The organism is Streptomyces flavofungini, from assembly GCF_014650815.1.
In the GTDB taxonomy this organism is placed as follows: domain Bacteria; phylum Actinomycetota; class Actinomycetes; order Streptomycetales; family Streptomycetaceae; genus Streptomyces; species Streptomyces flavofungini.
In genome coordinates this window covers 173,264-188,592 of the sequence record NZ_BMVR01000007.1, presented here as the reverse complement: position 1 = coordinate 188,592, position 15,329 = coordinate 173,264, and the positions used below count along the sequence as shown (strand labels likewise).

The 15,329-nt window shown below is 72.9% G+C and carries 13 protein-coding genes; 8 read left to right on the top strand and 5 right to left on the bottom strand.

What is annotated here, in order from left to right:
* Positions 1-171: 171 nt before the first annotated feature.
* The 6 genes from IE274_RS20045 to mmsB all read left to right on the top strand — a co-directional run bounded on the left by IE274_RS20045 (position 172) and on the right by mmsB (position 7,480).
* Positions 172-1,326, top strand: coding sequence for a mandelate racemase/muconate lactonizing enzyme family protein (locus IE274_RS20045; protein WP_190117201.1), 1,155 nt, complete (start codon positions 172-174; stop codon positions 1,324-1,326).
* Positions 1,323-2,411, top strand: a complete 1,089-nt coding sequence (locus tag IE274_RS20040; protein ID WP_229909673.1) for a zinc-dependent alcohol dehydrogenase — start codon at positions 1,323-1,325, stop codon at positions 2,409-2,411. The genes IE274_RS20045 and IE274_RS20040 overlap by 4 nt, the downstream gene beginning before the upstream one ends.
* A gap of 154 nt (positions 2,412-2,565) precedes the next feature.
* Positions 2,566-3,534: a hypothetical protein gene (locus IE274_RS20035; protein WP_190117199.1), complete on the top strand. Its 969-nt coding sequence runs from the start codon at positions 2,566-2,568 to the stop codon at positions 3,532-3,534.
* A gap of 3 nt (positions 3,535-3,537) precedes the next feature.
* A complete protein-coding gene (chvE, locus tag IE274_RS20030) occupies positions 3,538-4,641 on the top strand; it encodes a multiple monosaccharide ABC transporter substrate-binding protein (RefSeq protein WP_190117198.1) in 1,104 nt (367 codons plus the stop codon).
* A 53-nt stretch (positions 4,642-4,694) separates the two neighbouring features.
* On the top strand, positions 4,695-6,242 hold the full coding sequence (gene mmsA / locus IE274_RS20025; protein ID WP_190117197.1) for a multiple monosaccharide ABC transporter ATP-binding protein: 1,548 nt from the start codon (positions 4,695-4,697) through the stop codon (positions 6,240-6,242).
* 8 nt (positions 6,243-6,250) lie between these two features.
* The gene (gene mmsB / locus IE274_RS20020) at positions 6,251-7,480 is read left to right on the top strand and encodes a multiple monosaccharide ABC transporter permease (protein ID WP_190117196.1); all 1,230 of its coding nucleotides are present in this window, start codon (positions 6,251-6,253) and stop codon (positions 7,478-7,480) included.
* On the opposite strand, the gene IE274_RS20015 is transcribed toward mmsB, so the two are convergent.
* Both IE274_RS20015 and pdxR read right to left on the bottom strand, forming a co-directional pair.
* Positions 7,477-8,169 (bottom strand): GntR family transcriptional regulator, encoded by a 693-nt coding sequence (locus IE274_RS20015; protein WP_190117195.1) that lies wholly within the window; start codon positions 8,167-8,169, stop codon positions 7,477-7,479. The genes mmsB and IE274_RS20015 overlap by 4 nt on opposite strands.
* Before the next feature lie 195 nt (positions 8,170-8,364).
* Positions 8,365-9,954 (bottom strand): MocR-like pyridoxine biosynthesis transcription factor PdxR, encoded by a 1,590-nt coding sequence (gene pdxR / locus IE274_RS20010; protein WP_190117194.1) that lies wholly within the window; start codon positions 9,952-9,954, stop codon positions 8,365-8,367.
* A 28-nt stretch (positions 9,955-9,982) separates the two neighbouring features.
* Between pdxR and IE274_RS20005 the strand changes: the two genes are divergently transcribed.
* Together IE274_RS20005 and IE274_RS20000 are read left to right on the top strand one after the other, a co-directional pair.
* Entirely contained in the window at positions 9,983-10,582 is a 600-nt protein-coding gene (locus IE274_RS20005) for a LysE family translocator (RefSeq protein ID WP_190117460.1), read from the top strand.
* 91 nt (positions 10,583-10,673) lie between these two features.
* Entirely contained in the window at positions 10,674-11,366 is a 693-nt protein-coding gene (locus IE274_RS20000) for a B3/B4 domain-containing protein (protein WP_190117193.1), read from the top strand.
* A 46-nt stretch (positions 11,367-11,412) separates the two neighbouring features.
* Here IE274_RS20000 and IE274_RS19995 read toward each other — a convergent pair whose 3' ends face one another.
* From IE274_RS19995 to IE274_RS19985, 3 genes are all read right to left on the bottom strand, one after another.
* Positions 11,413-12,435 (bottom strand): LacI family DNA-binding transcriptional regulator, encoded by a 1,023-nt coding sequence (locus IE274_RS19995; protein WP_190117192.1) that lies wholly within the window; start codon positions 12,433-12,435, stop codon positions 11,413-11,415.
* A 248-nt stretch (positions 12,436-12,683) separates the two neighbouring features.
* A complete protein-coding gene (locus tag IE274_RS19990) occupies positions 12,684-13,538 on the bottom strand; it encodes an ROK family protein (RefSeq protein WP_190117191.1) in 855 nt (284 codons plus the stop codon).
* The gene (locus IE274_RS19985) at positions 13,535-15,298 is read right to left on the bottom strand and encodes a class I mannose-6-phosphate isomerase (protein WP_229909672.1); all 1,764 of its coding nucleotides are present in this window, start codon (positions 15,296-15,298) and stop codon (positions 13,535-13,537) included. The genes IE274_RS19990 and IE274_RS19985 overlap by 4 nt, the downstream gene beginning before the upstream one ends.
* Positions 15,299-15,329: the final 31 nt, after the last annotated feature.

The window sequence follows — 15,329 nt, the reverse complement described above, 5'->3', positions numbered from 1 at the left end:
ACTGACCGGCATCACGAACACAGGCTAGCCACACCCTCATTGACCGGACAATGGTCCGCCGCAATCGAGCGGCGCGCGACCCATTGACACCCTCCGCATGGCCTGAATACGGTCACGCCACCTTTTCGAACGCGTGACGAAATCTCGAACAGACGCTAGGGGTCAACTGCCGTGCGCATCACGGGAATCAGCACTCACGTCGTCGGGACGCCCTGGCGCAACCTGACCTATGTGCTCGTCCACACCGACGAAGGCCTCACCGGGGTCGGCGAGACCCGCATGCTCGGGCGCACCGACGCGCTCATCGGGTATCTCCGGGAGGCGGAGGCCAACCACATCGCCGGGTCCGACCCGTTCGCGGTCGAGGACCTGGTGCGCCGGATGAAGTACGGCGACTACGGGCGGGCCGGGGAGATCGTGATGTCCGGCATCGCGGTCGTCGAGACGGCCTGCTGGGACATCAAGGGCAAGGCCCTGGACGTGCCGGTGTGGCAGTTGCTGGGCGGGAGGGTCACCGACCGGGTCAAGGCGTACGCGAACGGCTGGTACACCACCGAGCGCACCCCGGAGGCGTACCACCGGGCGGCGAAGGAGGTGCTGGCGCGCGGCTACCGGGCCCTGAAGATCGACCCGTTCGGGACCGGGCACTTCGAGCTCGACCACGAGCAGAGCAGCTACGCGGTGTCGCTGATCGAGGCCGTGCGGGACGCGATCGGGCCCGACGCCGAGCTGATGCTGGAGATGCACGGCCGGTTCAGCCCGGCCACGGCGGTGCGCCTGGCCCGGGAGCTGGCGCCGTTCCGGCCCGCCTGGCTGGAGGAACCCGTGCCGCCGGAGAACCTCAAGGCCCTCAAGAAGGTCGCGGACCAGGTCGAGCTGCCGATCGCGACGGGTGAGCGGATCCATGACCGGATCGAGTTCCGCGAGCTGTTCGAGTCCCAGGCCGCCGACATCATCCAGCCCGACCTCGGCCACATCGGAGGCATCCTGGAGACCCGCAAGCTCGCCGCGACCGCCGAGACCCACTACACGCTGGTGGCCCCGCACAACGTCGGCGGTTCGGTGCTCACCGCCGCCTCGCTCCAACTCGCCGCCTGCACCCCGAACTTCAAGATCCTGGAGCACTTCAACGACTTCGCCGACGCGGAGATCAAGAAGGTGGTGCGCGGCGCGCCCGAGGTCGACCCGGAGACGGGCTGCTTCGCGATCTCGCACGCGCCCGGCCTCGGGGTGGAGTTCGACGCCGAGGCGGCCGCCGAGTTCCCGCAGCGGCAGGCCCGGTTCGACCTGTGGGCCGAGGGCTGGGAGCAGAGGGCGCCGAAGTGAGCGGCCCGCGCACGACCGACGGCGCCGCGCCCCGGCGAGCGACCGGCGCCGAAGCGGGCCTTCCCCCCGCGGGCGCCAGCCGCTCGCTCGTCGTACCCCGGCCGGGCGCGCACCTCCTCGTCCACGGCGAGGTCCCCGTGCCCGGCCCCGGCGAGGTCCTGATCCGGGTCGCCGCCGCCGGGATCTGCGGGAGCGACCGCGAGGTGTACGACGGTCACCGCGATGCCGCGTACGTCCGCTACCCCCTCGTCCCCGGCCACGAGTGGTCCGGGACGGTCGAGGCGGTCGGCGCGGGCGTGGCCGCCGGGCTGGTGGGCCGCAGGACCGTCGCCGAGGGGTTCCGGGCGTGCGGGGTGTGCGAGCGCTGCCGGAGCGGCGAGACCAGCCTGTGCACCGGTGGGTACGCCGAGACCGGGTTCACCGAGCCGGGCGCGTTCGCCGACCATCTCACCGTTCCGGCGCGGCTGTTGCACCCGCTGCCGGACGACGCCGACTTGCGGGCCGCGGCGCTGCTCGAACCCGCCGCCGTGATCGCCGCGGCGGTGCGGGCCGGGCGGCCGCGGCCCGGGGAGCGCGTCGCGGTGGTCGGCGCGGGCACACTGGGGCTGCTCACGGTGCAGTTGCTCGCCGCGTCGAACCCGGCCGAGCTGGTCGTGGTCGATCCGCGGGCCGCGCGCGGGGAGCAGGCCCTGACGTTCGGGGCGAGCGCGTCCCTCGTACCGGACGAGGCGGCGGCCCTGCACGGCCGCTTCGACCTGGTGGTGGAGACCGCGGGGGCGCCGCCCACGGCCGCGTCCTCGTGTCTGCTCGCGCGCCGGGGCGGCCGGGTCGTGCTCACGGGGATGTTCACCCCGGGTGCGACCGGGATCGATCCGGCGCATCTGTCGCTGAGCCAGCTGGAGGTGCGCTCCGTCTTCGGGGCGCCCTCCTCGGCCTGGTCGGACGCGGTCCGCGCGTTCGGCCTCGGGCTGCTCGACCCGGCGCCGCTCATCACGCACGAGTTCCCCCTGGAGCGGTTCGCCGAGGCCGTCGCGCTGGTCGGCTCCGGGGATCCGAAGACGGGGAAGGTGCTGCTGCGTCCCTGAGGGCCGCCGACCGGGCCCGTGGAGTGTGTCGCGCAACCGCCGGCCCGCGTGCCGCCGATCGCCCTGCGGGCTCGTCCGCAAGCGCCGGACGGGCCTCCTCTTCGCCCTCACTTCCGACCAACGTCCGAGATTTCGAACCGTACTGAGGAGTTCTGTGACCGCCCAGTCCGTACCCCGGCGCCCCGGCGCCGACGCACTCGCCCGCATCGGCCACCCCACGCCCCGCGTCGAACCGGCCGACGCCTCGCCGCACGCGTTCCCCGACGGCGGCACCTGGCGCACCGAAGTCCCGTCCGTGGAGGGTCCGGAGGCGCTGTCCGCCGTGCTCAAGGCGAGCGCCCGGTTCGATGTGCCCGTCCACCGCATCAGCCAGGGCAGCGGTGTCTGGATGCTCACCGACGACGAGATCACCGAGATGGTCGACGCGTGCGCCGAGCGGGACATCGAGCTGTGCCTGTTCACCGGACCGCGCGGCACCTGGGACATCGGCGGCTCCACCCGCACCGACTCCGGCGGCGCCGGGCTCCGCGCCCGGGGCCACGACGCGCTCGCCGGGTGCGTCGAGGACGCCCTGCGCGCCGCCGGGCTGGGGGTGCGCTGTCTGCTGGTCGCCGACGAGGGCGTGCTGTGGACGCTGCACCGGCTGCGCCTCGAGGGCCTGCTGTCCGCCGACACCACGCTGAAGCTGTCCGCGCTCACGGGGCCGGTCAACCCCGCCGCGTACGCCGTGTACGAGCATCTGGGCGCCGACTCCCTCAATGTGCCCTCCGACCTCACGGTGGACCACCTCACCGAGATCCGGCGGGTCAGCCGCGCCCCCATGGACATGTACGTCGAGGCGCCCGACGACCTCGGCGGCTACGTGCGCATGTACGAGGCCGCCGAGCTGATCCGGCGCGGCGCCCCGCTCTACCTCAAGTTCGGGCTCAGCAAGTCGCCCGGCGTCTACCCCTACGGCGCCCACCTGCGCGAGCACACCCTCGCCAGCGCGCGCGAGCGGGTGCGGCGCGGCCGGCTCGTCCTCGACCTGCTGGCCCGGCACGGCGCGGACGGCGGGATGTCGCCGCTCGGCTCCCGACTGCCCGGCGAGCTGCGCCGCTTCCCCGTCCCGGAAGGGAGCTGACCCATGCGCACCCGCACCCTCCGCACCTCCGCGAGCGCCGTGCTGCTCGCCGTCTGCCTCACCGCCTGCGGCCAGGAGGCCAGGGGCGGCAGCCGCTACAAGCCCGACGACGGCAAGGGCGGCACCATCGGGCTCGCCATGCCCACCAAGGCCTCGGAGCGCTGGATAGCCGACGGCGAGAACATGGCCGAGCAGTTCAAGAAGGCCGGGTACGAGACCGACCTGCAGTACGGCGACGACAAGGTCGAGAACCAGGTCGCCCAGCTCGAGAACATGATCACTAAGGGGCACCGGCTCCTGGTGGTCGCCGCCATCGACGGCTCGGCGCTCACCGACGTCCTCGACCGGGCGCACGAGGCGGGCATCCCCGTGATCTCGTACGACCGCCTCATCCTCGGCACCCCGAACGTCGACTACTACGCCTCGTTCGACAACGAGCGCGTCGGCGAACTGCAGGGCCGGTACATCGTCGACCGCCTCGGCCTCGGTGAGCCGGAGAAGGGCACGGACGAGACGTTCAATGTCGAGCTGTTCGCGGGCTCACCGGACGACAACAACACCAAGTACTTCTGGAACGGCGCCATGAAGGTGCTGAAGCCCTATCTGGACACCGGCCAGATTGTCGTGCCCAGCGGGCAGAAGAGGATGAGCCAGGCCACCACGCTGCGCTGGGACGGCGGCACCGCGCAGAAGCGCATGGACGACCTCATCAGCAAGAACTACGGCGACCGCGAGGTCGACGCGGTCCTGTCCCCGTACGACGGGATCTCCATCGGCGTCATCTCCGCCCTCAAGAGCGCGGGCTACTCCGGAAAGGACCTGCCGGTCGTCACCGGGCAGGACGCGGAGCTGGCGTCGGTGAAGTCCGTCATCCGCGGCGAGCAGACCCAGACCGTCTTCAAGGACACCCGCAAGCTCGCCGCGCAGGCCGTGCGGATGGGCGACGCGGTCCTCCACGGCAGGAAGCCGAAGGTCAACAACACCACGGACTACGACAACGGCAAGAAGACCGTGCCCGCCTTCCTCCTCAAGCCCGTCAGCGTCGACCGGAAGAACACCGATCTGCTGGTGCGCGAGGGGTACTTCACGACGGGACAGCTCAAGTGAACGCGGCGACTGGAACGCGTGGGGCGGTCGAAGCGAGCGGCCCGGTCCTGGAGATGCGCGCCATCACGAAGACGTTTCCCGGCGTCACCGCGCTGTCGGACGTGAACCTGACCGTGCGTTCCGGAGAGATCCACGCGATCTGCGGCGAGAACGGCGCGGGCAAGTCGACGCTCATGAAGATCCTCAGCGGCGTGCACCCGCACGGCAGTTACGACGGCGAGGTCCGCTTCGAGGGCGAGCCGGTGGCCCTGAAGGACATCCGGGCCGCCGAGCGGCACGGGATCGTCATCATCCACCAGGAGCTGGCCCTGGTGCCGTATCTGTCCATCGCCGAGAACGTCTTCCTCGGTAACGAACGGACCACGGCGCGCGGCCTGATCGACTGGAACACCACCCTGCGCGAGGCCGCCCGGCTCCTCAACCGCGTGGGCCTGCGCGACAAGCCGCAGACGCCCGTCGCCGACCTGGGCGTGGGCAGGCAGCAACTGGTGGAGATCGCCAAGGCCCTGGCCAAGGAGGTGAAGCTGCTCATCCTCGACGAGCCGACGGCCGCGCTCAACGACGAGGACAGCACGAAGCTCCTCGACCTCATCCTGGAGCTGCGCGCGCAGGGCATCGCCTGCATCGTCATCTCCCACAAGCTGGGCGAGATCCGCCGGATCGCGGACGCGGTGACCGTCCTTCGCGACGGCCGGACCATCGAGACCCTCACCGTCCGCGACACCCCCGCCGCCGAGCCCCGCCTGTCGGAGGACCGCATCATCCGCGCCATGGTCGGCCGCGACCTCGACCACCGCTTCCCCGACCGCACGCCCTTCGAGGGCCACCGCGACATCGCCCTGGAGGTGCGCGGCTGGACGGTGCGCCATCCGGTCGACCACCAGCGCACGGTCGTCGACGACGTGTCGCTGACCGTGCGGCACGGCGAGATCGTGGGCATCGCGGGCCTGATGGGCGCGGGCCGCACCGAGCTGGCCATGTCCGTCTTCGGGCGCAGCTACGGCAACCACGTCGCGGGCAGCGTCGCCGTCGACGGGCGCGAGGCGGTGACGAGAACCGTGCCGCGCGCGGTGGCGGCCGGGCTCGCGTACGTCACCGAGGACCGCAAGCACTACGGCCTGAACCTCGTCGACACCATCAACCGCAACATCTCCCTGGCCTCGCTGCCCGGGATGCGGCCGCCGGGGCCCGGGGGGCGCGGCTTCGTCGACGAGCACCACGAGCGGGCCGTCGCCGAGCGCTACCGCACCACCATGAACATCAAGGCGCCGACCGTCTTCGAGCAGGTGGGCCGTCTCTCGGGCGGCAATCAGCAGAAGGTCGTGCTGAGCAAGTGGATCCACTCCGACCCCAAGGTGCTGATCCTCGACGAGCCGACGCGCGGCATCGACGTCGGCGCGAAGTACGAGATCTACACCGTCATCGACCAGCTCGCCGCCCGCGGCAAGGCCGTGCTGCTCATCTCCTCCGAGCTGCCCGAACTCCTCGGCATGTGCGACCGGATCTACACCATGGCCGAGGGCCGCCTGACCGGCGAGGTCAGCCGCGGCGAGGCCACCCAGGAAGTGCTGATGCGCCACATGACCATGGACAGAAGCTGAGGCCCGCCATGACCACCACGACCAACCCGCCCAAGGACTCCGCCGCGTCGGCGCCACCGGCACGCTCGGCCCGTGAGGTGCTTCTGGAGAGCGCCCGCGCGAACATGCGCCAGTACGGCATGCTCATCGCCCTTGCCTTCATCGTCGTCCTCTTCCAGATCTGGACCGACGGCACGCTGCTGCTTCCGAACAACGTCTCCAACCTGATCCAGCAGAACGGCTACATCCTCATCCTGGCCATCGGCATGATGATCGTCATCATCGCGGGCCACATCGACCTGTCCGTCGGCTCGCTGGTCGCCTTCGTCGGCGCCATGGCGGCGGTGATGATGGTCAAGCACGACATGCCGTGGGTGCCGGCCCTGGTCCTGTGCCTGCTCATCGGGGCCGTCGCCGGGGCGTGGCAGGGCTTCTTCATCGCCTACCTCGGCATCCCGTCGTTCATCGTCACCCTCGCGGGGATGCTGGCGTTCCGGGGGCTCACCCAGATCGTCCTGGAGGGCCAGTCGCTCGCGCCGTTCCCCGACGGCTTCCAGAACATCGCCAAGGGCTTCATCCCGGAGACGGGCCCCTACACCCAGTACCACAACCCCACGCTCCTGCTCGGACTCGCCGCGATCGCGCTGCTGCTCCTGCGCGAGTGGCGCGACCGCGAGCGGCAGTCGGCGTACGCCCTCGACCTGCTGCCGACGGGCCTGTGGGTGGCCAAGTGCGTGGCGATGACGGCCGCCGTCGTGGCCTTCACCCTCACCCTCGCCAGCTTCCACGGCGTGCCGGTCGTCATGCTCATCATGTGCGGGCTGCTGATCCTGCTCGGCTATGTGATGCGCCATGCGGTCGTCGGCCGTCATGTGTACGCGCTCGGCGGCAACAAGGCCGCGGCGAAGCTGTCCGGTGTGCGGGACCAGCGCGTCACGTTTCTCGTGTTCGTGAACATGGGCGTCCTCGCGGCGCTCGCGGGCTGTGTGTACGCGGCCCGGCTGAACGCGGGCACCCCGCAGGCGGGCCTGAACTTCGAACTGGAGGCGATCGCGGCGGCGTTCATCGGCGGCGCCTCGATGAGCGGCGGCGTCGGCACCGTGATGGGCGCCGTCATCGGCGGCCTGGTCCTCGGCGTCCTCAACAACGGCATGTCGCTGGTCGGCATCGGCACGGACTACCAGCAGGTGATCAAGGGTCTGGTGCTGCTGGCGGCGGTCGGCTTCGACGTCTGGAACAAGCGCAAGATCGGCCGCTAGTCCCCGTTCTTCACAGCAGCCGCGGACACGGCGGCGCCCAGGGCTTCGACTGCCCCGCCCCCGGGAAACGCCCGCTCCACGAACGACGCGATGTGCGCGTGCAGGGCGCGCGCCGCGCCGTCGCCGTCGCCCGCCAGGGCGAGCCGCAGGACCTCGCGGTGCTCGGCGGCCTCCCGCCGCCACGACGGCTCGGCGGCCCAGGCGACCGCCGAGACCAGGGCGGCCTGGTCCCGGACCTCGTCGAGCATCCGCCCGAGCAGCGGGTTGCCGCACGGCAGGTACAGCGCGCGGTGGAACTCCCGGTTGGCGAGGGAGCGTTCGGCGGTGTCGGCGGCCGCGTCGGCGCGGGTCAGCGCCTCGCCCGCGGCGTCCAGGGAGGCGCCGCGGCGCACGGTGCGCCGCAGTGCCTCCGGTTCGAGCAGCAGCCGTACGTCGTAGACCTCGCGCGCCATGTCCGCGTCCACCCTGCGCACCGTGACGCCCTTGTACTGGTTCATCACGACGAGCCCGGTACCGGCCAGTGTCTTGAGCGCTTCGCGCACCGGCGTCTTGGACACCCCGTACTGTGCGGCGAGTTCGGTCTCGACCAGGGGCTGTCCCGGCGTCAACTGCCCGGTGAGGATGCGGTGTTTGATCGCGTCCTGGACGAACTGGGTGCGGGAGGGGATCGGTACGGGCGCGGACGTCATGCCTGCCTTTCGGCTCTCACGTATCACGTCTCATATATGACGTACGACTTGGACGCGTCGAAGGTAGAAGGAGGGTGACGGTTCGTCAATGCTTCTGGCAGAAGAGGCGTCCGTACGTTTGCCGCCCGCACCGGTGTCGGCTTCGGCTTCGGCTTCGGCTTCGGCTTCGGCTTCGGCTTCGGCTTCGGCTTCGGCTCAGTGGAGCAGGTCGCCTAGGACCGCCACGCCCTCCCGGATGTCCGACGGGGTGCTCGCCGCGTAGCCGAGGACGAGGCCGGGCCGCCCCGGGCGCTGCGCGTGCCAGGACAGGGGCTGCACCTTGACGCCGCGTTCCAGGGCCGCCGCGGCCAGGGCGATGTCGTCGGCGGCGCCCTCGAAGGTCACGGTCAGGTGCAGGCCCGCGGCGGCACCGTGGACGACGGCGCCCGGCAGCCGGTCCGCGAGAGCCGCGATCATGGCGTCGCGCCGACCGCGGTGGCGGCGGCGCAGGAACCGCAGGTGGCGCTCCAGTTCGCCGGACTCCATGAGGTGGGCGAGGACCAGTTGGGGCAGGGCCGCGTTGCCGAGGTCGGCGAAGCGCTTGGCGTCGACGAGCGCGTCCCGGTAGCGGCGCGGGGCGAGCAACCAGCCCACGCGCAGGGCGGGCGCCAGGAGCTTGGAGACGCTGCCCGCGTAGGCGACGTGGTCGGCGAGGGTGGAGCGCAGGGCGGGCACGGGCGGGCGGTCGTAGCGGTGCTCGGCGTCGTAGTCGTCCTCGATGATCAGTCCGCCGTCCCGGGCCCAGTCCGCGAGTTCACGCCGCCTGACGCCGTCGAGGACGACGCCGGTGGGGAACTGGTGGGCGGGGGTGAGCAGCGCGACACGGGCTCCGGTGGCGCGCAGGAGGTCGACGCGGACGCCCCGCTCGTCGACGGGCACCGGCGGCGACTGGAGGCCGGAGTTGCGCAGGTGCTGCCGGATGCCCAGGGAGCTGGGGTCCTCCAGCGCGACCCGCGTGACGCCCTCGTCCTTGAGGACCAGGGCGAGCAGGCCGAGCGCCTGGGCGGTGCCCGCGACGATCAGCACCTCGTCGGGGTGGGCGGCGATCCCGCGGTTCAGGGCGAGCCAGCGGGCGACGGCGCGGCGCAGCGCCGGGGTGCCGCGCGGGTCGCCGTAGCCGAAGTCCGCCGGTACGAGTCCGGCGAGCACCGCACGCTCGGCGCGCAGCCACGCCGCACGCGGGAACGCGGCGAGGTCCGGCAGACCGGGCGAGAGGTCCACGCGGGCGGGTGCGGCGCGCAGCGCGTCGAAGACGCCCGTGTCGAGCGGGTCCCCGAACAGCGCCCGTTCCTCCGCCCCACCGTCACGCGCACCGGTCCGGCGCCCCGCAGGCCGGTGCCCCGCAGAACGGCGCCCCGCCGTCTCCTGCCCCGACGCGCGACCCTCCGACGCACGCCCCTCCGTCGGGCGGTCCTCCGTCGGGCGGGCAAGGGGCGCGGCCAGCACCACGGTCCCCGCCCTCCCCCGCCCCTCGACGTGCCCGTCCTCCGTCAGCCGCCGGTACGCCTCGGTCACCACGCCACGCGACACGCCCAGCTCATCGGCGAGCACGCGGGTGGCAGGCAGCCTGCTCCCGGCCGGGAGCAGGCCCTCGGCCACGGCGCGCCGGATCTGCCGGGCCAGCCAGTCCGACATCCCGCCCCTGGGGGCCTCGGCGGGGTTCAGCTGCAGGAAGTCGGACGCGGCCACGGTCCGGCCGACCAGCGTTATGGACCTGTCGGAGGGAGATCCTTTGGACCTGTTCATCGATCCATTATGGCGGGAGAGTCACGTCATGGAGTTCCTGCTGACCACGCTCGTCCTGACCGTGACGCCCGGCACCGGCGTGCTGTTCACCGTCGCGGCCGGCCTCTCGCGGGGCACCCGTGCCGGTGTGGTGGCGGCCGTCGGCTGCACCGTGGGCATCGTGCCGCACATGCTGGCCGCGCTCACGGGCCTCGCCGCGCTGCTCAACGCCAGCGCGCTGGCCTTTCAGACGCTCAAGTACCTGGGCGTGGCGTATCTGCTCTTCATGGCGTGGAAGACGCTGCGCGACAAGAGCGACCTCGCGGCCGAGCGGGACGGCGCGCCGCGCTCGGCAGCCGACGTCATCGTCTCGGCCGTACTGCTCAACCTCCTCAACCCGAAGCTCACCCTTTTCTTCTTCGCCTTCCTGCCGCAGTTCGTCGACAAGCGCGAGCCCCACGCCGTCCTGCGCATGACCTACCTCAGTGCCTGCTTCATGCTCGTGACGCTGGTGGTGTTCGCCCTGTACGGGGTCTTCGCCGCAGCGGTACGCGACCACGTCATGGGCCGCCCCCGGGTGCTGGCGTGGCTGCGGCGCGTCTTCGCGGGCGCGTTCGCCGCGCTCGGCGTCAAGCTCGCCTTCCTCTGACGACACCCGGCCCCGTACGCCCCGCCACCCGAACACCCCCGCCCCCGACGCCCCCGCCCCCTTCCCCGCCCTTCTCCCGAACGGAAACACCGTGCACTTCCAGCATGCGAGCGACCTCTGGCAGGACTTCCCCCAGCTCGCCCCCGGGGTGATCTGCACTCGGGGCATCACCGCCGACGCGTCGGTCGACCGGCCCGTCGCCGCGTTCGGCGCGGCGGCGGCCGAGCGGCTCTCCGGCACCCAGGAGAGCGGCCTGCCCGAGGTCCGGGCCTGGCGGCGCGCCTTCGGCGCGATGGGCCTCAAGCCGACGCAGTACCGCTGTGCCTCCGAGTCCCTCCTGCGCCGCTTCCGCAAGGAGGGCTCCCTGCCCCGCATCCACCCCCTGATCGACCTCTGCAACGCCGCGTCGATCGCGTACGGCATCCCGGTCGGAGTCTTCGACCTCACCCTCATCTCCGGCGACCTCGAAGTCCGGTACGCCGACGGGGACGAGGTCTACGAGACGTTCGGCGGGGCCGAGGAGCACCCCGACCCCCGCGAGGTGATCTTCGCCGACGAGGCCCGCCGCGCTCACGCCAGGCGCTGGACGAACCGGCAGAGCGGGTACTCGGCGGTCCGTGCCGGCACGTCGGACGTCCTGATCGTCATCGAGGCGCTGCACGAGTCCGCCCCCGCGGACGTGGCGAAGCTGACGGACGCGCTGTCGGCGGAGCTGCGCGCGATCTGGCAGGCCGAGCCCGTGTCGGCGATTCTGTCCCGGTCGGCGCCGACCTTCGCGTGCTGAGGCCGGAGGGCCAGGGCCACAGTGCCGCACCGGCCGTACGACGCACTCAACTCCCGTACTCCACCAGGCCCGTGGGCATCACCACCCGCCGGTGGCCACCCACGTCCCCACCCCGCCGCTCCCGCACCCGCTCCACAAGGAGCCGCCCCGCCGTGCGCCCCAACTCGTCGCTGTCGTACGTGACGAGGGTGAGCGGCAGCCCCAGCGCGTCGGCGAGTTCGAAGTCGTCGAAGCCCGCGAGGGCGGTGTCCGTGCCGGTGGCGCGGACGGCCCGGAAGGCTCCTATGGTGTTGCGGTTGTTGGAGCAGAACAGCGCGGTCGGCGGCTCGGCCAGGGCGAGGAGGCCGGCGGCGGCGCGCTCGGCCTCGGCCGGTTCGGTCTGGCCCTGCCGGACCAGTCGGGGGTCGGCAGTCAGGCCCGCGGCGGCGTGGGCGGCGTGGTAGCCGCGCAGCCGCTCGGTGCCGGTGTACACGGCGGGCGGTGAGCCGAGGAAGCCGACGCGGTGGTGGCCGCGGGCGAGGAGGAGGGCCGTGGCCGCGCGGGCGCCGCCGAAGTCGTCGACCAGGACGCAGTCGGCGGCGAAGCCCTCGGGCGGGCGGCTGGCGAGGACCACCGGTACGCCCTCGGCCGCCGCCGCGGCGAGGTGGCTCTGCCCGGAGCCCGCGGGCACGGCGATGATGCCGTCGACGCGGCGGGCCACCAGGTCGGCGACCAAGTCCCGTTCGACGTCCGGGTCCTGGCCCGTGTTGCCGATGACCGTCTTCAGGCCGTCGGCCGCCACGACGGAGTCGACGCCGAGGGCGAGCCGCGAGTAGAAGGGGTTGGCGAGGTTGGTGACGACCAGGCCGACCAGGCCCGTGCCGCGGCCCAGCCGGAGGCTGCGGGCCACCTCGTTGGGCCGGTAGCCGAGGGCGGCGGCCGCCGCGCGGACGCGGTCGCGGGTCGCGGGCAGCACGCGCGGGTCGTCGCGCAGGACCCGGGATGCCGTCATCGCGCTGACCTCGGCGCGCTCTGCGACGTCCCGCAGGGTGGGGGGCTGCCCGGTCCTGGAGTCATGTGGTGCGGGCATGGGCTCGCGTTCCTCTCGCTCCTGCCGGGCCCCGGCAGCTCGCGCTTCCTGTGCTCCGGCGGCTCGGACCTTGCGTACCCGGGCGGGGTGGCTCCGCACGCGCATCGACCGCTCGGTCCCTTCCGTGCTCCGACGGCCCGCTCCTCACGGACTCCCACGGTCCCTCTCCTACGTCCTCCGACGGCCGCTCCTCACCTGTGCCGACGGCTCCCTCCCTGCCTCCCCCCAAAGGCTCGCCCGTCACCCCGTCACCCCGTCCCCGCGTACACCGCAGCCCCCACGAGCCCCGCGTCCGCGCCCAGCGCCCCGGCGCACAGGGTGACCGGAGTATCTCCCAACGCGCCGCGCAGCGAGGGCCCGACGAGGTCCCAGGACCGGGCCAGGCCTCCGCCCACGACGAGTGCCGTGGCCTCGAAGTCCCGCACGTACGGGGTGAGGGCCGTGCCGAGAGCGGTCAGGGCCTCGTGGAGGACGTGGCCCGCGTGCGCCTCGCCCGCCCGTGCCCGCGCGGCGATGTCGTGCACCTCCGCGCGGCGGTCCCCGTACCGGGCGAGGAGGGCCCGCCGCGACACCGAGTCCTCCAGCGGCCGCCCGGCCACCCGCACGAGGTCGATGCGGCCGAGCGGCGGCACCCCCGGCCCGTCGCGGCACACCTGCCCGTCCGCCAGGAACGCCGAGCCCACGCCCGTGCCGAGGGTGACGCCCACGCAGCGCCGGTGACCGCGGGCCGCGCCCGCCGACCACTCGCCGAGGGCGAACGCGTGCGCGTCGTTGAGGAACACGGCGCCGCGCGGGCGCGGCCACACGCCGTCGAGGAGCACCGACCCCACGTCGATGCCGTACAGGTCGTCGAACTTCCCGACGCCTTCGAAGCGTGCGATGCCGTTGTCGTAGTCGAAGGGTCCGGGCACGGCGACGCCCCACAGCTCGGCGGCGGACGCGTCGATCCGCGTGGCGCAGCGCACCACCGTGCCGAGGACGTGCTCGGCGGTGCCGCGCGGGTTGAGGCCCTGGTGGGCCCGGCGCAGGACGCGGGCCCGCCCGGGGTCGACCAGCGCGGCGGTCACGTGCGTGCCGCCGATCTCGAGGACGGCCCGCGTCAACGGCCCGCGTCCCGGCGGGACCGGCCGCCGGCCCGGCGCGCCGGGCCGGGGCGGCACGCCTGCCCCGCCGCCGCCAACGGCCGCACCAGCGCCTTCACCACCTTCGCCGCCCCGCCGCACGCCGCGATCCGATACGCGCCGACGGCCGCGGGAACCGTCAGCGTCTCCGCGTACGCGAGCGCGTGCCGGTCCCCCGCAGCCGTCCGTATCTCCACGCCCTCGCCCTCCACGACGTTCAGGACGTGGAACCGGCCCGCCGTGTCGTCGTCGGCGACGGCGCCCGGGTCCAGGGCGTACCGCCGTACTTCGTAGAACATCTCTTCCAGCGTGCCGATGACGTCCTCCTGCCAGCCGTCGCCGGAGCGCAGGAGGCGGGGTTCCTGGACGAGGTCACGGGCGACGGTCTCGCCGCGGCGGTCGGTGTCGAGGTTCGCGAAGCCGTGTGCGTAGGGGAGTTGGCGGGCGTTGCCGTCGGCGTCGGGGCGGAGCCAGTCGTAGAAGCGCAGGCTGTAGAGGTAGGGGGTCGCGCTGATCTCCAGGACGAGGTTCCCGGCGCCGCTGGCATGCGGGGTGCCCGCGGGGATCATGAAGAGGCGGCCCTGCGCGGCGGGGAACGTCTGGATGTGGTCCTCGGGGTCCATCGGCACGCCGTCCCGCGCCGCTTCTTCGACCTCCTTGCGGAACAGGTCCACGTCGGTGTCCTCGCGCAGCCCCAGGAAGACGCGGCCGCCGGGCCCGCCGAGTGTCATGTAGTACGTCTCGTGCTGGGTGTAGGGCCAGCCGAACCGCTCGCGCATGTACCGCTCGCGGGGGTGGCAGTGCACGGACAGGTTTCCGCCGTCGACGGTGTCCAGGTAGTCGAAGCGGATCGGGAAGGACGTGCCGAAGCGGGCGTGCACGTCCGGGCCGAGCAGCTGGTCGGGGTGCAGGACGCACAGGAGCTGGAAGGGGACCTCGGCCTGGAGGTCGGGACCGGTGCCGATGAGGACGCCCGCTTCGGGGGCGATGAGTTCGTAGCCGAGTGCCGTGTTGCGGGCGCCGGGGTTGAAGCCGAGGACCTTCTGGGCCCAATGTCCGCCCCATGGCGTGGAGTTGAAGTACGGGCGGGTGCGGACCGGGCGGCGGGCCAGGGCGCGGAGGGTGGCACGCAGGCCGGGCCCGTCGACGTAGACGGGGTGGTCCGGGTGCTGCAGGTCGAGCCAGGCGTCGACGCGCGGGGCGAGGGCGTCGCGGTGACGGTCGAGCAGGGGCCAGTCGATGTAGAACAGGCGCCTGAGGTCCGCCGGTTCGCCGGGGAGCCCGAGGTTCCGGCCGTGTCCCGCGGCGACGGCGGCCTCCGCGTGCCGCTTGGGCACGTCCGCGTACCAGAGGCGGTCGTGCGGGACGAGCGCCGCGCCGGGGCCGTGCACCAGCAGCAGGCGGTCCGCGGGCGGGTCCGGCCAGGGGAGGGCGTCGAAGAGGTCGGTGAGGGGGTTGTCCGCGAGGGCGCGGTAGTAGGGGTCGTCGGTGCCGTCGTCGGTGCGGCGGCGCACCTCGTCGGGCGGCGCGTGGTGGGCGGTCACGTCGAGGGTGTCCACCCGCACGCCGGTGGCGGCCAGTTCGGCGGTGAGGCGGGCGGCGAGGCGGGCGAAGTCCACGGACGGCGGCCCGTCGACGGCGATCGTCGACGGGACCGCGGGCAGGTGTGCGGCCACGGCGCGCCAGCCGGCGGCCATCACGGCCCCCGGTGCCGGGCCGTACCGCGGGTCGAGCCGGTACACGCGTTCTCCTTCGTGCGGTGGTTCCTGCGGT